The organism is Nocardia abscessus NBRC 100374, from assembly GCF_000308455.1.
Taxonomy (GTDB): domain Bacteria; phylum Actinomycetota; class Actinomycetes; order Mycobacteriales; family Mycobacteriaceae; genus Nocardia; species Nocardia abscessus.
Genome location: NZ_BAFP01000063.1, coordinates 78360 through 96847, shown reverse-complemented (window position 1 = coordinate 96847; position 18488 = coordinate 78360). Strand labels below are relative to the sequence as shown.

The following is an 18488-nucleotide window of genomic DNA, read 5'->3' as shown; positions in this document are numbered from 1 at the left end:
CGCCACCGGCCTCCGGCCGGGACGACGAGAGGCCCGGGGGGCCACACCCACGAACGAGAGCGGCACGGGCTGACGCGCGCCGCCCATTGCCCCGGCCTCCCCCCGACAGAGGTAAGCAGACCTACCGGGCGAAGCTGGTTAGATCGACCAAGGCGACGCCGACGGAGACCGCGCAGGCGGCCCCGCCCGACACAGATGGAGACACGATGAGCACGGCCACGAGAACGCATACGCAGTCGCCTGCGCTGCACGCCGCCGACAGCCACGATCTGATCCGCGTGCACGGGGCGCGCGAGAACAACCTGAAGGACGTCAGCATCGAGATACCGAAGCGACGGCTGACGGTGTTCACAGGTGTCTCCGGCTCGGGCAAGAGCTCCCTGGTGTTCAGCACGATCGCCGCGGAGTCGCAGCGGCTGATCAACGAGACCTACAGTGCATTCGTCCAGGGCTTCATGCCGACGCTGGCGCGGCCCGAGGTCGACGTGCTCGACGGACTGACCACCGCGATCATCGTCGACCAGCAGCGCATGGGTTCGGACCCGCGCTCCACGGTCGGCACCGCCACCGACGCCAACGCCATGCTGCGCATTCTGTTCAGCCGGCTCGGACAGCCGCACATCGGCTCGCCGCAGGCGTTCTCCTTCAACGTCGCCTCGATCAGCGGCGCGGGCGCGGTCTCGGTGGAGCGCGCCGGGCAGACCGTCAAGGAGCGCCGCAGCTTCACCATCACCGGCGGCATGTGCCCGCGCTGCGAAGGCAGGGGCTCGGTGTCCGATATCGACCTCACCCAGCTCTACGACGACTCGAAGTCGCTCGCCGAGGGCGCGTTCACCATTCCCGGCTGGAAGTCCGACAGCTTCTGGACGGTCCGGGTGTACGCCGAGTCGGGATTCGTCGACCCGAACAAGCCGATCCGCAAGTACACCAAGAGGGAGATGCAGGACTTCCTCTACAAAGCGCCGACCAAGGTCAAGGTCGAGGGTGTCAACCTCACCTACGAGGGCCTGATCCCCAAGATCCAGAAGTCTTTCCTGTCCAAGGACCGGGAGGCGATGCAGCCGCACATCCGGGCGTTCGTGGACCGGGCGGTCACCTTCGCCACCTGTCCCGAGTGCGACGGCAGCCGCCTCAGCGAGGCGGCTCGATCGTCGAAGATCGCGGGGATCAATATCGCCGACGCCTGCGCGATGCAGATCAGCGACCTGGCCGAATGGGTCGGCGGCCTCGACGAGCCGTCGGTGGCGCCGCTGCTGGCCGCGCTGCGGCACACCCTCGACTCGTTCGTGGAGATCGGGCTGGGCTACCTCTCCCTCGATCGGCCCTCTGGCACGCTGTCGGGTGGTGAAGCACAGCGCACCAAGATGATTCGTCACCTCGGCTCCTCTCTCACGGACGTCACCTATGTCTTCGACGAGCCGACCATCGGCCTGCACCCGCACGACATCCAGCGGATGAACGACCTGCTGCTGCGGCTGCGGGACAAGGGCAACACGGTGCTCGTCGTCGAGCACAAACCGGAGACGATCGCGATCGCCGACCATGTCGTCGACCTCGGCCCCGGGGCAGGCACGGCGGGCGGCACCATCTGCTTCGAGGGCAGCATCGAGGGCCTGCGGGCCAGCGGCACCGTCACCGGCCGTCATTTCGACGACCGGGCCGTACTCAAGGAGTCGGTGCGCAAGCCCGAAGGCGCGCTGGCGATCCGCGGCGCGAAGGCGAACAACCTGCGGGACGTCGACGTCGACATTCCGCTGGGGGTGCTGGTCGCCATCACCGGCGTGGCCGGCTCCGGCAAGAGCTCGCTCGTGCACGGGTCGATCCCCACGAGTGAAGGTGTGGTCTCGGTGGACCAGGCGCCCATCCGCGGCTCGCGGCGCAGCAACCCGGCCACCTACACCGGCCTGCTCGAGCCGATCCGCAAGGCGTTCGCGAAGGCCAACGGCGTGAAACCGGCGCTGTTCAGCGCCAACTCCGAGGGTGCGTGCCCCACCTGCAACGGCGCGGGCGTCGTCTACACCGATCTGGCGATGATGGCCGGTGTCGCCAGTACCTGTGAGGAGTGCGAGGGAAAGCGGTTCCAGGCATCGGTGCTGGAATACCACCTCGGCGGCCGCGACATCAGTGAGGTGCTCGCGATGTCGGTGCTCGAGGCCCGGGAGTTCTTCGGCGACGGCGCGGCGCGTACGCCGGCAGCGCACGCCATCCTCGGCAGGCTCGCCGATGTCGGGCTGGGCTACCTCAGCCTCGGCCAGCCGCTCACCACGCTGTCCGGCGGCGAGCGGCAGCGGCTCAAGCTGGCCACCCATATGGCCGACAAGGGCGGCGTCTACATCCTCGACGAGCCGACCACCGGCCTCCATCTCGCCGATGTGGAGCAGCTGCTCGGACTGCTCGATCGACTCGTCGATTCCGGCAAGTCGGTCATCGTCATCGAGCACCACCAAGCGGTGATGGCGCACGCCGACTGGATCATCGATCTCGGCCCAGGGGCGGGCCACGACGGCGGCCGAGTCGTTTTCGAGGGCACACCCGCCGACCTCGTGGCCGCTCGCTCCACCCTCACCGGTGAACACCTCGCGGCTTACATCGGCGCCTGACCGGCACTCTCGCCGACACCGTGTGACGGCGACCGCGCCGCTGAACCGAGTTCGAGGAATCGGGCGGTCGGTGGCGAGGACGCCGTCACGGTGTCGGTGAGTGACCAGACCATCCGCACGGTCAGTTCCAGTTGTCGATCTTGACGTCGTAGGGCTCCGGTGCGCCTTTCCCGGTTTCGATCAGCGACTTCAGGCTCAGCAGAAAGACCGCCCACTTGGTGCTGCAGTGGTACATGGATTCCACCGGCTCCTTCCAGCCTTGGTGCTTGAACAGAACGATGGTGTAGTCGTCGGCCTGACCGAGGTTCCAGTCCAGCTGCGTGCCGACCCAATCGTCAGGTCCGTCGATCACCTCCCACAGCACGCGCTTACCCGGCTCGAGCTCGCGGACCTGCATGTCGAATCCCCCGGCCCCGAACCGGAATTCGAGCACGCCACCGACCTCACCGCCTTTGCCCCGGGTGTCGGTCGTCCACCAGCCGGCCAGCCCTTCGGTGGTGGTCAAGGCGGCGTAGACCTCGGACACCGGCGATTCGATTCCGACTCTGTGCAGAATGTCCACCATTTTCGAATTCCTCTTTCTCTTCGGTTCCCGTCCGGCAGCGTGAATTCACTGCTGGTCTTGCGTGCGCTGAATCGCTTCGGCGATCCGCTTGATCCGACGGAGCCTGGCGTCCCATGCGGCCCCCACCGAGGACAATTGGGCGACCGCACGAGCGAGTTGCGCCTCGTCCACCCGGTACCTCCGCTCCCGCCCGGCAGACGTGCCGTGCACCAGGCCGACGCGGTCGAGCACGAGGAGATGTTTCGCGACCGCCTGCCGCGTGACGGGCAGCCGCTCGCTGAGACCGGTAGCCGTGCCTTCCCCCTCCATCAGGAGCAGATCGAGCATCCGGCGGCGCGTCGGATCCCCGATCGCGGACCACAGCTCGTCGTCGACGACGGCGGTCACGGCGTCGACACCAACCGCACGATGTACTCCCCCAGCCGGGGAACATAGGTGTCCCATCCCACTGTGTGTTCGCGGTACTGCTCCGCCAGCTTCGCGGCCTCCCAGCCCATCTCGCGGAACCCGACCTCGGTGAGCCGAATCCTGGTGCCCGCGCCGGACGGGGTCAGCTCGAAGGTGACCAGCAGCGAGTCGGCGGAGTCGTCGACCGCGCCGTCCGGATAGCACCATCGGAACGAGAACAATCGAGGCGGCTCGGCATGCACCACCATGATCGGGACGACCTGCGCCCGGTCACCCCAGACGAGCTCACCGACCGCACCGGGAGCCACATCGAACTCGGCGTCGTCGCTCCACCATTCCGACATGTGCTCCGGGCTGCTGACCACCTGGTAGACCACCTCGGGTGAGGCGTCGACGTGTATCTCCCGTTCGATGCTGCCGTACTCCATGCTTGCGCGACCTCCATATGCAACGTTTGGTTGCGCATGACGCTAGCCGAACCCCGGCAATCACGCAACCATTGGTTGCTTATCCCTACCCCCGGAGGACGAATCGTCCAACGCGCACCCTCGAGTGTCGACCAGTTCACCGCCGACGTCGAAGACGACCCGCAGGCCACCCAGATCCTCGACGCGGCCCTGGCCGAGTTCCGCGACCGCGGCATCGACCGGGTCCGCATAGAGCACATCGCCCGCCGCGCCTGCCTGCACCGCGCCACCGTCTACCGGGCCTTTCCCAGCAAAGACCTGCTGGTCACCTCCGCGCTGACCAGGTGGCTACAGCACGTCCTGTCCGGCATCACCACTGCCGCCGCCGACCACACCGACGTCCGCGACCGCGCGGCCGAAGGCTTCGCCATCGCCCTGCGCACCCTGCGCAACGACCCGCTCACCAATCGCATCCTGCTCGCCGACGAAGGCGGCCAACCCTTCGTCATCACCTACGGCGCGACGCTTCTCGCCGCCGCACGCGCGTTCTTCGCCGAACAACTGCGCCGGGCCGACGATCTCGGCAACATCGATCCCGACGCCTCCGCGGAGATCGCCGCCCGCCTCTCCCTCGCCCTGCTGCTCATCCCGAACAGTTATTTCTCGCTCGAGACCGACGAGGACGCCCGCCTCTTCGCCCGCCACCTCATTCCCACCGCCATTCGATAGGACCGGCGGGCCGATACGGCCGCGACCAGCCGCTGAGCTATCCGCTGGGGTTACCGACCTGGTCCGGGATCGCCGGATTCGATGTCACAGTGCGGCCGTCGCCGCCGAGAGTGAAGGTGATGACGACCGGGCCGCCGGAGGGGCAGCAGTTCGCGTCGTCGCCCTCGAGCCACCGATACTGCACCTGCACAGCGCGTTCGCTCGAACCGGCCACCTTCGTGTACGACGTCGCCTTGGCCGTCGCCGTGCCGAGATAACCGCCGTGGTTGAAAAACAGCACATGCCACGGTGAACTCGCGGTCCCGCGGGGTGTCGCCGCCAGCACCCACAACAGTTCCGGGCAGGATCCGACGGGTGCGTCGGTGGCACTGTCGACGACGTACGACGCGCCGCCCGGCGCGGATCCGAGCGAGTTCATCGCGTGGGCGACCACGCTGGAATCCGGATCGACGCATCGTCCGTTTCCGCTGGTAGCAGGAAGTTTCACGGAAGGAGCCCGAGTGGTGTCACCGCTCGGCGGCGTTCGAGTGACCTCGACGGTGGACCGGCCGGGTCGGTTCGTTCCGGTCGCCGGCGTATCCGATCCGCTCTGGCAACCCGCGACGGCCAGGCTCACCGTGATCGCCGCCGCCACTGCGCCCATGATCGTCTTCATTCGCCTCCCTTTCGAATTCCCGACAATTGGAAGTCGGCCTCAGGAAGACGTTGTTACACCTCTGTTTTGGGGCATGCGTTCAGACGCCTGCGCGATCACCGACTCGGTCCCGACGCGAGGGCCCGGCCGAGGCCCGGTTCGGCGGCGAAATACCCTGCCCTGCCGTGTTTCGTGTCGTTCGCACACCGATCGGTAGTCTCGAGCGGGTGAGTAGCTGGGTGCGCCGGAAGTTCCACGGCATCGGACGAATCGATCGAGCGATCGGCGGCGCGGTCGCCGAGCTGCCTGCCTCGGCGGTCGACCACGGCTTGTTGCGGATCACCGGCAGTGCCAACTTCAGCGGGCTGTGGCTGGCTCTCGCGGGGCTGCTCGCCACCCGGCAGGGCGCGCCGCGGCGCGCCGCGTTCCGCGGTGTCGTCTCCGTCGCGGGCGCCAGTTTCCTCGTCAACGTCGTTCTCAAGTCGCTTGTCGCCCGGCGCCGCCCCGCAGCCGAACTCTTGCCCGTGCACCGGCGACTCTCCCCCGCCCCCAAATCGTCTTCTTTCCCCTCCGGGCACAGTGCCTGCGCCGCGGCATTCGCCACGGCAGTGGCTCTGGAAAGTCCCCGTACCGCACTGGTCGTCGCCCCGCTTGCGGCCACCGTCGCTTATTCGCGGGTGCACACCGGCGTGCACTGGAGCTCCGATGTGCTCGTCGGAGCGGCCGTGGGTTCCGGCGTCGCCCTCGCCACCCGGCGCTGGTGGCCGGTGCGCGAATCGGATGAGGCGCAGGCCCGCCCGGCCCGCGAGGTCCCCGCGCTGGTGGAGGGCAAAGGGCTGGTGGTCGTGGTGAATCCGATGTCGGGCGATCCGAACTACGATCCCACCGACGACGTCGTCGAGGCTCTGCCCGCGGCCACCGTGCTGCGCACCCGAGCCGATCTGGACTGTGCCGAACAGCTGGAGCAGGCCATCGCCGAACACGGCGAACCGGTTCTGGCCGTCGGCGTCGCGGGCGGTGACGGCACGGTGGCCGCTGTGGCCGCGGTCGCGCTGCGCCACGAGCTGCCCCTGGTCGTCATTCCCACCGGCACGCTCAACCACTTCGCCCGCGACCTCGGTGTCTACGATCTGCGCGAGGTGATCGACGCCACCGGTATCGGGGAGGCGGTCGCGGTCGACATCGCCGGAGTCGAGTGCGAGGACGAAACCGGTTCGCGCACCCGGCACCTGATCAACACCGCCAGTCTCGGCACCTATCCGGATCTGGTGCAGCTGCGCGAGAAGTGGCAGTCACGCTGGGGCAAATGGCCCGCCTTCGCCGCTGCGCTCGTGGTCACCCTACGCCGGACCGAACCGATCGAGATCTGCCTGGACGGGCGCTGGCAGCGGGTGTGGTTCCTGTTCGTCGGCAACGGCCCCTACCATCCGCACGGCGCGGTGCCCGCCTTCCGCGACCGGCTCGACGCCGGACTGCTCGACATCCGCTGGCTGCGCGCCGATCTGCGCTGGTCACGCACCCGCGCGGTGCTGGCGCTGTTGCTGGCGGCGATCGGTCACAGCAAGGTTTACGGCGAGCGCCAGCTACCCGAGCTGTTCGTGCAACTCCCCAAGCCGGAGGCGTTGGCCACCGACGGCGAGGTGGTCGGCAAAGCCAGCCGCCTGCACTTCTCCATCGCGGGCCAGCTCGCGGTCTACCGCCGCGACGAATCCAATCCGCTCTGGGCCGACCGCAGCCGCCCCCATCACCGCCGAGCCCCTTGGCTGCGGGACGCATTCCGGGCCCGCCTCCCGTTTCAGCGTCGAGCAGGCGAGGACTGAGCGAGCCACTCGCCGGCGCGCCTACTTCATCGAGCGCAGCAACCCGAGCTCGGGCTCCAGCGCGCCATCCTGGCCCAGGGACAGGAAATCCGCCTCGACCGCGGCCCGCTCCAGGACCCCGGCCCGCACCGCGTGGTAGCGCACCACCGACCAGACGAAGACATCGAGGTCGTCGAAGCGGGTGCCTTCCTCGACGACTTCCTCCTCGTGGAACCAGATTCCGATCTGCCCGGTGGTGAGCACCACGTACAGGTTGCCGCCGCCGTCCGCGCCGATGGAGTACACGTCGTCGTCGGTGAGTTCGGTCTCGTAGTCGGAGTCCCGGATTCCGCAGCCATTGGCCGCGAAGTCGAAACCGTACGACCACGAGTAGATGTCCAGGAACTGCGGCATTCGCCCCGAGCGCACCCGGCGATCGAAGGCCGCCAATGCCGCCGCGTCCGCAGGGGCCAGCCGTTCGAGGAAAGGCGTTACGGGCCGGGTCTCCTTCGGCACGGTGACCGGAGGCCGACCGGTAAACCACCGTTCCAAGTCGGCGTCGAGGTCGCGCTCGACGTAGCCGGCCAGGTCGTCACGAGTAAGTGTCACAGCCGAATGCTAGACGCCGCCAACGACATTCGCCGATGGTCGGCGAAGACGGAGAGCCCGTCGTCACCCTTTCCGCAACGGAACCGGACAACCGCTGCTGATCCCGGAAGCGCACGTCGATCGTCATCGGACGATTAATCGAGTTGACCTCGACGGTGCGGCAATGTTTAGTGTCGCGGGTCATGACGATCACCGTTCTCGATACCTACTCGGCGATGCAAGAGATCCTCCGGGCTCCTGCCGCGGATCGCGCCGCCTTGCTGCACACGATGCTCGAGCCGATGAAGGGCATGTACCGGTACTTCCCCGGAGACGTCGACCTGGTGGCCATGCATCACCATTCGTCCGGGTTCCCGCTGGACCGAGACGCGGAGCGCTGTCTCGACGCGCTCGAGACGCTGGCGGCGGCCGGGGCCTGGGACCGGATCCGGCGCGCGCTGGACGACGCCGTCGCCGTGCAATTGGCGGCGACCCCGCAGCTGGAGGTACCGGACATCACCGTGCTGTTCGTACTCGGCGACCCCGGCGACGCCCACTTCATGGGTCCCGTCCTCGGCTTGACCGGCAACGGCGGAATCTCCGGTTACATCGTCATCACGCTGTGGCCTTTCCCCGAGAACGTGGCGCGGCTGGAGGCGACCGTCGTGCACGAACTCAACCACAATCTGCGCTACAGCCCGGGTGGGGTCGTCTGGGACCCGGCGACCGTCACCGTCGGCGAGCACGTGGTCTCCGAAGGCCTCGCCGATGCGTTCGCCCGCCAGCTCTACGGCGACGAACTCGGCTACGCCCGCATCGGCGTGCCCCATCTACGCGACGACGCGGTCTTCGCCAAGGTCGTGTCCGGGCTCGGCGTGACCGGCATGCAGAACTTCACGGCGTGGGTGCACGGCGACGCGACCGCGGAACGGTTCGGCGCTGCCCCGGTGGGGTTGCCCACCGGAGCCGGATACGCCGCCGGCAACAGGCTCGTCGACGCCTACCTGGCGGCCACGGGCCAGACCGCCGCACAGGCGCTGCACGCCGACGCCTCGGCGATCATCGCTACCGCGCTGCACCGCGAGGACTGATCACCGGTAGCCCGAGGTGGGGGCTAAGCTCCTGCACCTATGGCACTCAGCGCGACACTGCACAACTTCGCCGTCCACCTGGCCGACGTCGATCGGGGCGTCTACCAGGAGCTGGAGTTGCGGGTAGCGCGGCATCCGTCCGAATCCGCCGAGTTCATGCTGACGCGCGTGCTGGCCTATTGCCTGGAATACGAGGAGGGCATCGCCTTCAGTGACGGCGGGGTTTCCTCCACCGAGGAGCCCGCGGTGCTGGTGCGGGATCTCACCGGACGCCTCACCGCCTGGATCGAAGTCGGCGCTCCCGACGCGGAGCGCGTGCATCGAGGCAGCAAGCTGGCCGAACGTGTCGCTGTCTACACCCACCGCGACCCCGCCAAGGTGCTGGCGCAATTCACCGGCAAGCGCATCCATCGCGCCGAAGCGATTCCGCTCTACAGCTTCGGCCGCGACTTCATCGATGCCGCCGTCACGGCGATCGAACGGCGCAACACCCTCACCCTGTCGATCACCGAACGCCTGCTGTACCTGGATCTCAACGGCACCGGGCTGAGCACATCTGTGGAGGAGCACCGGCTCGGGTGATCTTCCGGTCGGTGCAGCGCCCCCGATCGAGCAACGACGTCTGTTGGCGATCGCAGCGGGCGGAGGGCGTCGGACACCAGCCCGGCAGGGGCACCCGCACCAGGTCCAACCGGCCTTCCGCATCAGCGTCGTACGCCTCCCTGAGTATCAGCGCGATGTGACACAGCGGAATACTCTCGTCGGCACGCCGACGCGATACCGGCTCGTAGCCCAACTCATCGAAGTCGACGTTCGCACTCTTCGAACGCCGCTCCCGTCACGAAGCAGTCGTAAAGCCCGCTCTGCATGTCACCACTGGTAGGAGGCTCGCCGCAGAGAAGTCCGCATCGCTGATAGTTCGGGACGTGTGTGCCGTCGGGCCAACGGCAAGCATCGCCGTCACAGGTGTAACCGCGCGTGTTGGGATCGCGAGGGATGGGATCCCGACTGTAGGACCACACGAGCACGTCGGTGCCCTGCACCTGTGTGCAGTAGACGGTCCGCCCGTCGGCCAGGCGACCGGCCGCGCCGCGCTCCTGGCAGTAATCGTTCAAGACGACCGTGCCCCCCGACGCCTGCGGCTCGGCCGACCCGCTACCCGACGGCACCGGCGCGGCAGCGGAGGTCGCGAACATCGCAGCCAGAAGCGTCACCGCCCCGACAACACCCACGACCATCCGGCGCACCACCCCCCGCTCAGCCGGCCAACCCATACTGCCCTCCATCTACTCCAGAACCGGGCTCCCGGACTATACGCGCGTCACGCGGCCGCCGCCCCGATGTCTACCGCACGAGTGGTACATGAGCGTGAGCCCTTCTCGCGATTCGCCACAGCCATGTGCCACTCGTCGGGTTGGTCTATTCGGTGTAGGGCTCGGCGAATCTCATTCGGTGCGCCTTCGCGCCGCGTATGTGCGGGTCCGTTTCCGTATTGGGGCAGGTGTCGATGGGGGCGAGTAGGCACGCTCCGGCGAGGTGGCGGCGGGTTCAGAAGAGGAAATAGCGTTGGGCCATGGGTAATTCGGTGGCGGGGTCTTCGCGCCAGACCTCGCCGTCGATGCGGACGGTGAAGGTGTCCGGCTCGACTTCGATGCGGGGCATGGCGTCGTTGTGCGGTAGGTCCGTCTTCGTCACGCCCCGGACGTTGCCGACCGGCACCAGCTTGCGCTGGACCCGCAGCCGGTCGGCGAGGCCGTCCTCGATCGCCTGCTCGGAGACGAAGTGCAGCGAGGTCGCGGCCGCGGCCGCCGGGGCGGCGCCGAACATGGGGCGCGGCAGCACCGGCTGCGGCGTCGGGATGGAGGCGTTGGCATCGCCCATCGCGGCCCAGGCGATCGCCCCGCCCTTGAGCACGGCGTGCGGGCGGACGCCGAAGAACGCGGGTTCCCACAGCACCAGGTCGGCGAGCTTGCCGACCTCGACCGAACCGATCTCGTGGTCCAGGCCGTGCGCCACGGCGGGGCAGATGGTGTATTTCGCGACGTAGCGCCGCACCCGGGCATTGTCGGCGGCGCCGTCACCCGGCAGCGCGCCGCGGCGGCGCTTCATCACGTGCGCGGTCTGCCAGGTGCGCAGCACGACCTCGCCGATGCGGCCCATGGCCTGCGAATCGCTGCCGATCATCGAGATGGCGCCGAGATCGTGCAGCAGATCCTCCGCCGCGATGGTGGAGGGGCGGATGCGGCTCTCCGCGAAGGCCAGATCCTCCGGGATCGACGCGCTCAGGTGATGGCACACCATGAGCATGTCCAGGTGCTCGTCGAGGGTGTTGACGGTGTGCGGGCGCGTCGGGTTGGTCGAGCTGGGCAGCACGTTGGGATGGGCGGCGACGGTGATGATGTCGGGCGCGTGCCCGCCGCCTGCCCCCTCGGTGTGGTAGGCGTGGATGCCGCGGCCCGCGATCGCCGCGAGGGTGTCCTCGACGAAACCGGCCTCGTTCAAGGTGTCCGAGTGCAGCGCCACCTGCACCCCCGCCGCGTCGGCCACGGTGAGGCAGGCATCGATCGCGGCGGGCGTGGAGCCCCAGTCCTCGTGCAGCTTGAACCCCGATGCCCCGGCACGCAATTGCTCCCACATGGCCTCGGCGCTGACGGTGTTGCCCTTGCCGAGCAGCACGATGTTCACCGGCCAGGCGTCGGTGGCCTCGAGCATCCGCGCCAGATGCCATGCGCCGGGCGTCACGGTGGTCGCCTTGCTGCCCTCGGCCGGACCGGTGCCCCCGCCGATGAGGGTGGTGATGCCGCCGCCGAGCGCCTCCTCGAGTAGCTGCGGGCAGATGAAGTGCACGTGACAGTCGATCGCGCCCGCGGTGAGGATGCGGCCGTTGCCCGCGATGATCTCGGTGGACGGGCCGACCACCAGGTCCGGATGCACCCCGGCCATGATGTCGGGGTTGCCCGCCTTGCCGATCGCGCTGATCCGCCCGTCGCGAATCCCGATGTCCGCCTTGATGATTCCCCAGTGATCGATGACGACCACGCCCGTGATCACGGTGTCGGGAGCGCCCTCGGCGCGCGTGGCGCGGGACTGTCCCATGGATTCGCGCAGCACCTTGCCGCCGCCGAACACGGCCTCGTCACCCGCGCGCCCCGGCCCACCGCTGCGGTCCTCGGTGATCTCGATCAGCAGATCGGTGTCCGCCAATCTGATCCGGTCGCCCGTCGTCGGCCCGAACAACTCGGCGTACCGCTTCCGGCTCAGCTCACTCATCGCGTCCTGCCTCCTGAGCCCGCGTACGAATTCCCGCATGCCCCGGCCGGGCACCCGGACTAGTCATCGAGACGGCCCGGTGGGGTCAGGGTGATCCCGTGGACTTCGCGAGCGCCGCCCAGCGGCACGAGCCGGACGCGTTGCCCGAGACCGGGTTCGAAGCGCACCGCGGTCCCGGCCGGGATGTCGAGGCGGCGGCCGTGCGCGGCCGCTCGGTCGAAGTCCAGCGCCGCGTTCGCCTGAGGGAAGTGCACATGGCTGCCGACCTGTACCGGCCGGTCACCGGCATTGATCACGTCGAGTTCGAGACGATCCGCGCCGGAGTTCAGTTCGATGACGCCCTCGGCGCAGAAATATTCGCCGGGAATCATGCCGGGCCTCGCCTTGCTCCGCGGAGGACCTCGCTCGGGTGGTGCATACCGGCCACCTAACCGATCGGGTGGTGCACGGTGACGAGTTTGGTGCCGTCCGGGAAGGTCGCCTCGACTTGGACGTCGGGAATCATCTCCGGCACCCCTTCCATCACGTCGGCGCGGGTGAGAACCGTCCGCCCCGAGGACATCAGCTCGGCGACAGTGCGGCCGTCGCGCGCGCCTTCCAGCACGTGGTCGGTGATCAGCGCCACCGCCTCCGGGTGGTTCAGCCTGAGTCCGCGGGCCTGCCTGCGCCTGGCCAGCTCGGCGGCGTAGCTGAGCAGCAGGCGTTCCTGCTCGTGCGGTGACAGTCGCATCCGGGCTCCTCACCGGTTCGCAATGGCAGGTGACGGACATTCTGGCACGCCCGTTCCGCCGTCGCCGGACGAGCGCTCAGGAACGACGCGGCAGATTCTGCAGCCGCACCTGGCCGCGGGCCACGGTGCGACCCTCCTCGTCGGTGATGACGACCTGCCACAGCTGCTGCAGCCTGCCGCGATGCAGCGGAGTCGCCTCGCCCGACAGCGTGCCCTCGCGCACCGCGCGCAGGAAGTCGGTGTTGTTGTTCACGCCGACCACCGTGCCCTGGTCGCCGAACCAGACACCACCGGCGATGCTGGCCAGCGTCTCGATGACGGTGCAGTACACGCCACCGTTCTGGATGCCCGCGGGCTGGTACAGATGCGGTTTGACAACCCACTCACCGCGCACGCGGTCGGGGCTCAGCTCGGTGTAGCGCAGGCCGATCAGGTCGGCGAAGGTGCCTTCGCTGTAGGCGTTCATCTGCTCGGGCGTGACATCCGCCAGCGAGCCGACCTGCTGGGTCTCCTGCTGTGTCATGTAATCACTGTCGCACAGCGCGCACCGCCCGCCGTGGGGGCCTCACCCGCCGGCCAGCGTGACCGTCCGTCCGTTCAACGGCTGCGTCGGGCGATTGCTGTGTGCGAACAGCGTCCGGTACCGATCCGCTTCGGCCGCGGCCACCGCGACCGGGCTGCCGAGCACCGTCCACGAGACGCCCTCGCTGCACGGCGGGGTGGTGAGCGAACCCTGATAGCGGTATTGATCGGCGACACCGGGCAGCATCGAGCGCAGGTCGATCGGGCCCGGCGCGACGGTCGCGGCGTCCACCGCCTGCGGCGCGACCGAGAGGATCGGCGCGAAGGCCGACGGCTCCGGTGCGGCTTGCAAGAGCACGGCGAGCACGGCTACTTCGCCCGCCGCGCTCTTGTGCACGAAGTGCGCTTCCATCGTCGTGCCGACGCCGTCCACGGTGTGCTCGCTCGGCAGATGGAAATGGAACTGCGCGAGTTCGAACGGCACGCCGTCGACCACGACGCGATTGCCGTTGCCCGCCGGGAGATTCGCCTGCACGGTGTGCCCGTTGTTCAGCAGGGTCACCGCGGGCACCGAGTGGTAGTCGATGGTGATGTGTTCGGACAGCTCGAGCCGGGCATGACCCGGGAGATCGACGGGCGACTGCTGATGGCCGCTCTTGCAGGTCAGATAGTCCCGATCCAGGTCGGCCCAATGGTCGGGACCCTCGGCGTCGTAGTCCCAGTGCGGCGCGGCGTGCGCGGGCGGGGGCGCGGGGCTGTACGCCTGCCGCGCGTCGGAGCCGCAGGCGGGCAGCAGGAGTACCGCGGCCAGCACGGCCAGGAGGGACCGGGACGGTCTGATGGTGAGCAAGTGGCAACCCCTCGAGCAACCGGTGAGCCACCGTGAACGCCTGCGCGGCAAGGCGAACGAGCGCATCGACGGCTCAGGACGGCGCGCGACGGTGCGCACCGATGATCGCGACACAGCACCGGCGGATCCGCGGCGCGACGGTGACCCGCCGGGGACAGCCGGACGACGAATACCCTTGGTGTGCAGCGGGTTCAGCGTTCGTGTCGGCGTCAGCGTAGATCCGGGACAGGCGGCGCGCCAGAGCCGGGCGACGTACTTCACACCGGAACAGAGCGGCGGGCCCCACCCGAAGGGGGAGCCCGCCGCGGCAAGGGATCGGGGGTCACCGCAGCCCTCGGGACTCTCACGCGATCCGTACGCCGAGTATGAGTATAGGCCAGGCTTACCTAACTAAGCAATACCCCGAGCGGCGCACCGGAAGTCCACGCCCGGCCATGGCCGCCAGCAGTCCCTGCCCGCGCCGCACCCCGGCAGCGGAATCGGTCCGAGCGAGATCGGGCACGTAAGTCGAAGCGCCCGCCACGGATTCACCGACGAGAGACCAGAACCGGCGGGCGCTCAAACCCGAGCAGCGTGCCATGTTCTGCTGAACGACGGTCAGCGCCGACTCGCAACGATGCGCGAGCCAGACGTACATCGCTTCCGGACAGGGCAGAGCGACCACACCCGCCTCGCCGGCCAGCGAATCACCGTCGAGCACCCGAATCGTGGTGTCCGACAGCCCCGCCCAGTCGATTCCGCCATCGTTGTCGTTATGAATCCAGAGGTTCTCCAATCCCGGATCCCACGCCCGCCCTTCCGCGACGAGCAGTGCGACCACCCGTCCGACGATCGCGTGGATCAGCGCCGTGGCAACCACTTCCGCGGCGATGTCGGCACTGATCATCTCCGCCGCGTGCCGCCGGTACATGAGTTCGACGCGCCCCTCGCGCACTCCGTCCGACAGCTGCCACCAGCGCCGTTTACCCTGCTCCGCCATCGCCGCCACGGCGTATACCCGCGGATGCTCCGGTTGCAGCGCGCGCAGCCGGGTACAGGCGCGGCCGAACGCCGTCATCGATCGATATGGCGTGGTGATGAGCTCGGTCATCGGACCTCCTCAGGAGTCGGCTCCGTCGCGCGGCGCGGCGGACAATCGGCCATGCCCGTTCGTCAGCGAAAGATAGGTTAGGCTTACCATTCTTAGCAACCGTACCGCTGATTTCAGGAGCACCTCGTCGCTGTGACCTTCCTTGCCACCGTGCGGAGGCGACGTCTTTCCGGACTTCTCGTCTCGACCGTCCTGCTCCTGCTCGCCGTGCTCGCCGGCGTGGCGGTCGGCGCGCGCTCGCTCGCGCCCGGAACCGTGTACGACGCCGTGCACCACGCGCTCACCTGCCCCGGCGGGCCCTTCGCCTGCGCGGCCGACTCCACCGAAGAACACATCGTGCGCGCGCTGCGGCTCCCCCGCACCGCGCTGGCGCTGGTCTGCGGATCGGCCCTGGGCATAGCGGGCGCGCTCATCCAGGGCTACACCCGCAACCCGCTCGCCGACGCCGGGCTGCTCGGACTCAACGCCGGCGCAGCGTTTCTCGCGGCGCTGAGCGTGTACCTGTTCGCCTTCAGCGCGCCGGAGGAATACATCTGGTTCGCCTTCGCCGGAGCGCTGCTCGCCGGACTGGTGGTGTTCGGCACCGCCTCCGTGGGCGGCGGCAAGGCGAGCCCCCTGAGCCTGGTGCTCGCCGGCGCAGCCATCACCGCGTTCCTGCAGGCGATGACGAACGCCGTCGTGCTGTTCGACGCGCAGGTGCTGGACACCTACCGATTCTGGGTGATCGGCACGGTCGCGGGCCGCGACGCGGCGGTGTTCTGGCAGGTGCTGCCGTTCCTGGCGGTAGGCGTGCTGCTGGCGGTCCTGGCAGCGCCCGGACTGAATCTGCTCGGCCTGGGCGACGACGTCGCGCGCGGGCTCGGCATGCATATCGGCCGGGCCCGCGCACTCGGGCTCGCGGCCATCGTGCTGCTGACGGGCGCGGCGACAGCGGCCGTTGGACCGATCGCCTTCCTCGGTCTCGTCGTGCCGCATCTCGCGCGGATGTTCACCGGACCGGACTATCGGTGGCTGGTCCCGTATTCCGGCCTCTTCGGCGCATTGCTGCTGCTGATCGCCGATGTGGCCGGACGTCTGGTCGCCCGGCCCGGCGAGCTGGAAGTCGGGGCGATGCTGGCCGTGCTCGGCGTGCCGTTCTTCCTCGCGTTCGTACGCAGGCGAAAGCTGGTGAACCTGTGACGATTTCGCGGCGAGCCACGAATGCACGACCCGCTCTGCGCGTCGGCCCGGTGTCGGCGGTGCTGCGACCGCGAATGGTGCTGATCGTCGCGATTCTGATCGTGCTGGCGCTCGGACTCTTCTGCCTGGACATCGTGGTGGGCGAATCCCACCTGCCCCTCGCGCGCGTGCTGCACGTGCTGACCGGCGGCGGCACCAGGGCGCAGCGGTTCATCGTGCTGGAATCCAGGCTGCCGCGCGCACTGACCGCGCTCGTGGTCGGCCTGGCGCTCGGACTCTCGGGCGCGATCACCCAGTCGATCCTGCACAACCCGCTGGCCGCTCCGGACATGCTCGGCATCACCTCGGGCGCGAGCCTGGGCGCGGTCGCCGTGCTGGTCACCACCGGCGCGAACACCGGGCTGGCCGCTTCGGTCGGCGCGCCACTGGCGGCGCTGGCCGGCGGCCTGCTCACCGCCGCGGCCATCTACCTGCTCGCCTGGGGCCGCACCTCCACCGGCGCTTACGGCGCCACCGGGCTACGACTCGTGCTGATCGGCGTCGGCGTCAACGCGCTGCTGATGGCGGGCATCAACTGGCTGCTCACCCGCGCCAGCCTGACCGACGCCCAGCGCGCGCAACTGTGGCTGAACGGATCGCTCAATGCGGCCGATGCCGACCATCTGGCACCGGCGACGATCGCCACGGGCGTCGCCGCGCTCGTCGCGCTCGGCTCGGCCCGCACCCTCGCCGCGCTGCGCCTCGGTGCGGACACCACGCGCGCGCTCGGGGTGCGGATCCAGACCCAGCAGGTCATCCTGATCGGGGCGGCCGTCGTGGCCGCCTCGGTGGCCACCGCCGCGGTCGGGCCGGTCGGTTTCGTCGCCCTCGCGGCGCCGCAGATCGCGCGACGCCTGCTGCGGACCCCGGGCGAACCGCTCGTCGGCTCCGCCGTGTTCGGCGCCATCCTGGTGGTCGGCGCGGATGTCGCGTCCCGCACGCTGTTCCCGGTCGACCTGCCCGTGGGCGTCGTCACCGCGGCAGTCGGCGGCCCGTTCCTGCTGTACCTGCTCGTGCGTATGAACCGGAAGGCGACGCTGTCATGACGATCGCGGACATCACCACCCCCGAAGCCCCGGGGCAGGCGAGCGCTCCGGGGCACCGGCTCGGCGCCGAGGGCGTCACGCTCGGCTACGGCGACCGGGTGGTCGTCGACGGGTTGAGCTTGGCCATCGCCCCCGGCGTGGTCACCACCGTCATCGGACCGAACGGTTGCGGGAAGTCCACCCTGCTGCGCTCACTCGGCCGCCTGCTGCGCCCGCGGGAAGGCCGGGTCCTGTTGGACGGCAAGGCCATTTCGACGATGAGGACCAAGGACGTCGCCCGGATCGTCGGCATGCTGCCGCAGTCGCCGGTCGCTCCGGAAGGACTCACCGTCGCCGATCTGGTCACGCGCGGGCGCCACCCGCACCAGTCCTGGTTCCGGCAGTGGTCGGGTACCGACGAGTCCGAGGTGACGACCGCGCTGGAACAAACCGGGATCGCCGACCTCGCCGACCGCGCGCTCGACGAGTTGTCCGGCGGCCAGCGCCAGCGCGCCTGGATCTCCATGGCGCTGGCCCAGGGCACCGACATCCTGCTGCTCGACGAGCCGACCACCTATCTGGATCTGGCCCACTCGATCGAGGTGCTCGACCTGGTCGACCGGTTGCACGCCGATCTGGGACGCACCGTCGTCATGGTGCTGCACGATCTCAACCTCGCGATCCGCTACAGCGACCAGTTGGTGGTCATGCACGACGGGCGTGTCGTCGCCGCGGGCGCGCCGGAGGAGGTGATGTCGGTCGAGTTGCTGCGCGAGGTGTTCGACCTGGACGCCACGGTGCTCGAAGACCCCGTGTCGGGCCGGCCGATGATCGTGCCGATCGGCGCGAGGCACGTGCGCGGAAAAGTGGGCGGACCGGCTGCCGGAGGGCCGGAATCCGCGCCCTATGAGAAATGACACACCAGCTATTTCATGGTTACGACACCCTGTAGTACGCATCCT

General features: G+C 68.9%; 20 protein-coding genes. 8 read left to right on the top strand and 12 right to left on the bottom strand.

What is annotated here, in order from left to right; all coding sequences use genetic code 11:
* Positions 1–206 precede the first annotated feature (206 nt).
* Positions 207–2600, top strand: coding sequence for an ATP-binding cassette domain-containing protein (locus ON19_RS12270; RefSeq protein ID WP_043690281.1), 2394 nt, complete (start codon positions 207–209; stop codon positions 2598–2600).
* A 121-nt stretch (positions 2601–2721) separates the two neighbouring features.
* Here ON19_RS12270 and ON19_RS12265 read toward each other — a convergent pair whose 3' ends face one another.
* The 3 genes from ON19_RS12265 to ON19_RS12255 are packed head-to-tail and all read right to left on the bottom strand — an operon-like array spanning position 2722 to position 4001.
* Positions 2722–3165, bottom strand: coding sequence for an SRPBCC family protein (locus ON19_RS12265; protein WP_043690278.1), 444 nt, complete (start codon positions 3163–3165; stop codon positions 2722–2724).
* 45 nt (positions 3166–3210) lie between these two features.
* A complete protein-coding gene (locus ON19_RS12260) occupies positions 3211–3552 on the bottom strand; it encodes an ArsR/SmtB family transcription factor (protein ID WP_043690276.1) in 342 nt (113 codons plus the stop codon).
* Complete coding sequence (locus ON19_RS12255) at positions 3549–4001, bottom strand: SRPBCC family protein (RefSeq protein WP_043690274.1); 453 nt, start codon at positions 3999–4001, stop codon at positions 3549–3551. Before ON19_RS12255 ends, ON19_RS12260 begins: the two co-directional genes overlap by 4 nt.
* 75 nt (positions 4002–4076) lie before the next feature.
* Between ON19_RS12255 and ON19_RS12250 the strand changes: the two genes are divergently transcribed.
* Positions 4077–4709 carry a TetR/AcrR family transcriptional regulator gene (locus ON19_RS12250; RefSeq protein ID WP_051168781.1) on the top strand — a complete coding sequence of 211 codons (633 nt, stop codon included), beginning with the start codon at positions 4077–4079 and terminating at the stop codon, positions 4707–4709.
* A 37-nt stretch (positions 4710–4746) separates the two neighbouring features.
* Here ON19_RS12250 and ON19_RS12245 read toward each other — a convergent pair whose 3' ends face one another.
* Positions 4747–5364, bottom strand: coding sequence for an LppP/LprE family lipoprotein (locus ON19_RS12245; protein ID WP_043690272.1), 618 nt, complete (start codon positions 5362–5364; stop codon positions 4747–4749).
* Between the two features lie 206 nt (positions 5365–5570).
* Here ON19_RS12245 and ON19_RS12240 point away from each other — a divergent pair, with 206 nt between their 5' ends.
* On the top strand, positions 5571–7163 hold the full coding sequence (locus tag ON19_RS12240; protein ID WP_083899322.1) for a bifunctional phosphatase PAP2/diacylglycerol kinase family protein: 1593 nt from the start codon (positions 5571–5573) through the stop codon (positions 7161–7163).
* A 21-nt stretch (positions 7164–7184) separates the two neighbouring features.
* Here ON19_RS12240 and ON19_RS12235 read toward each other — a convergent pair whose 3' ends face one another.
* Entirely contained in the window at positions 7185–7751 is a 567-nt protein-coding gene (locus tag ON19_RS12235; protein WP_043690271.1) for a hypothetical protein, read from the bottom strand.
* A gap of 182 nt (positions 7752–7933) precedes the next feature.
* Here ON19_RS12235 and ON19_RS12230 point away from each other — a divergent pair, with 182 nt between their 5' ends.
* Positions 7934–8821 carry a DUF2268 domain-containing putative Zn-dependent protease gene (locus ON19_RS12230; protein WP_043690345.1) on the top strand — a complete coding sequence of 296 codons (888 nt, stop codon included), beginning with the start codon at positions 7934–7936 and terminating at the stop codon, positions 8819–8821.
* A 39-nt stretch (positions 8822–8860) separates the two neighbouring features.
* On the top strand, positions 8861–9403 hold the full coding sequence (locus ON19_RS12225) for a YaeQ family protein (RefSeq protein ID WP_043690269.1): 543 nt from the start codon (positions 8861–8863) through the stop codon (positions 9401–9403).
* A 215-nt stretch (positions 9404–9618) separates the two neighbouring features.
* Here ON19_RS12225 and ON19_RS41325 read toward each other — a convergent pair whose 3' ends face one another.
* From ON19_RS41325 to ON19_RS12190, 7 genes are all read right to left on the bottom strand, one after another.
* Positions 9619–10059 carry a hypothetical protein gene (locus ON19_RS41325; RefSeq protein WP_157229679.1) on the bottom strand — a complete coding sequence of 147 codons (441 nt, stop codon included), beginning with the start codon at positions 10057–10059 and terminating at the stop codon, positions 9619–9621.
* 310 nt (positions 10060–10369) lie between these two features.
* A complete protein-coding gene (locus tag ON19_RS12215; RefSeq protein ID WP_043690342.1) occupies positions 10370–12091 on the bottom strand; it encodes an urease subunit alpha in 1722 nt (573 codons plus the stop codon).
* Between the two features lie 59 nt (positions 12092–12150).
* On the bottom strand, positions 12151–12462 hold the full coding sequence (locus ON19_RS12210) for an urease subunit beta (protein WP_043690266.1): 312 nt from the start codon (positions 12460–12462) through the stop codon (positions 12151–12153).
* 56 nt (positions 12463–12518) lie between these two features.
* Complete coding sequence (locus ON19_RS12205) at positions 12519–12821, bottom strand: urease subunit gamma (RefSeq protein WP_043690264.1); 303 nt, start codon at positions 12819–12821, stop codon at positions 12519–12521.
* A 76-nt stretch (positions 12822–12897) separates the two neighbouring features.
* A complete protein-coding gene (locus ON19_RS12200) occupies positions 12898–13287 on the bottom strand; it encodes a PaaI family thioesterase (RefSeq protein ID WP_227955040.1) in 390 nt (129 codons plus the stop codon).
* 99 nt (positions 13288–13386) lie between these two features.
* Positions 13387–14193, bottom strand: a complete 807-nt coding sequence (locus ON19_RS12195; protein ID WP_227954873.1) for a carbonic anhydrase — start codon at positions 14191–14193, stop codon at positions 13387–13389.
* A 382-nt stretch (positions 14194–14575) separates the two neighbouring features.
* Positions 14576–15283: a hypothetical protein gene (locus ON19_RS12190; RefSeq protein ID WP_043690259.1), complete on the bottom strand. Its 708-nt coding sequence runs from the start codon at positions 15281–15283 to the stop codon at positions 14576–14578.
* A 132-nt stretch (positions 15284–15415) separates the two neighbouring features.
* Between ON19_RS12190 and ON19_RS12185 the strand changes: the two genes are divergently transcribed.
* The 3 genes from ON19_RS12185 to ON19_RS12175 all read left to right on the top strand — a co-directional run bounded on the left by ON19_RS12185 (position 15416) and on the right by ON19_RS12175 (position 18443).
* Positions 15416–16462: a FecCD family ABC transporter permease gene (locus ON19_RS12185; RefSeq protein WP_043690257.1), complete on the top strand. Its 1047-nt coding sequence runs from the start codon at positions 15416–15418 to the stop codon at positions 16460–16462.
* A 74-nt stretch (positions 16463–16536) separates the two neighbouring features.
* Entirely contained in the window at positions 16537–17547 is a 1011-nt protein-coding gene (locus tag ON19_RS12180; protein ID WP_083899321.1) for a FecCD family ABC transporter permease, read from the top strand.
* Positions 17544–18443: an ABC transporter ATP-binding protein gene (locus tag ON19_RS12175; protein ID WP_043690253.1), complete on the top strand. Its 900-nt coding sequence runs from the start codon at positions 17544–17546 to the stop codon at positions 18441–18443. Before ON19_RS12180 ends, ON19_RS12175 begins: the two co-directional genes overlap by 4 nt.
* The last annotated feature ends 45 nt before the right edge of the window (positions 18444–18488 follow it).

Excerpts from the sequence above, each read along its gene's own strand:
- ON19_RS12270 (WP_043690281.1), top strand. The coding sequence starts at position 207 with ATGAGCACGGCCACGAGAACGCATACGCAGTCGCCTGCGCTGCACGCC.
- ON19_RS12265 (WP_043690278.1), bottom strand. The coding sequence starts at position 3,165 with ATGGTGGACATTCTGCACAGAGTCGGAATCGAATCGCCGGTGTCCGAG.
- ON19_RS12255 (WP_043690274.1), bottom strand. The coding sequence starts at position 4,001 with ATGGAGTACGGCAGCATCGAACGGGAGATACACGTCGACGCCTCACCC.
- ON19_RS12245 (WP_043690272.1), bottom strand. The coding sequence starts at position 5,364 with ATGAAGACGATCATGGGCGCAGTGGCGGCGGCGATCACGGTGAGCCTG.
- ON19_RS12230 (WP_043690345.1), top strand. The coding sequence starts at position 7,934 with ATGACGATCACCGTTCTCGATACCTACTCGGCGATGCAAGAGATCCTC.
- ON19_RS12225 (WP_043690269.1), top strand. The coding sequence starts at position 8,861 with ATGGCACTCAGCGCGACACTGCACAACTTCGCCGTCCACCTGGCCGAC.
- ON19_RS41325 (WP_157229679.1), bottom strand. The coding sequence starts at position 10,059 with ATGGTCGTGGGTGTTGTCGGGGCGGTGACGCTTCTGGCTGCGATGTTC.
- ON19_RS12215 (WP_043690342.1), bottom strand. The coding sequence starts at position 12,091 with ATGAGTGAGCTGAGCCGGAAGCGGTACGCCGAGTTGTTCGGGCCGACG.
- ON19_RS12210 (WP_043690266.1), bottom strand. The coding sequence starts at position 12,462 with ATGATTCCCGGCGAATATTTCTGCGCCGAGGGCGTCATCGAACTGAAC.
- ON19_RS12205 (WP_043690264.1), bottom strand. The coding sequence starts at position 12,821 with ATGCGACTGTCACCGCACGAGCAGGAACGCCTGCTGCTCAGCTACGCC.
- ON19_RS12200 (WP_227955040.1), bottom strand. The coding sequence starts at position 13,287 with ATGAACGCCTACAGCGAAGGCACCTTCGCCGACCTGATCGGCCTGCGC.
- ON19_RS12190 (WP_043690259.1), bottom strand. The coding sequence starts at position 15,283 with ATGACCGAGCTCATCACCACGCCATATCGATCGATGACGGCGTTCGGC.
- ON19_RS12180 (WP_083899321.1), top strand. The coding sequence starts at position 16,537 with ATGGTGCTGATCGTCGCGATTCTGATCGTGCTGGCGCTCGGACTCTTC.
- ON19_RS12175 (WP_043690253.1), top strand. The coding sequence starts at position 17,544 with ATGACGATCGCGGACATCACCACCCCCGAAGCCCCGGGGCAGGCGAGC.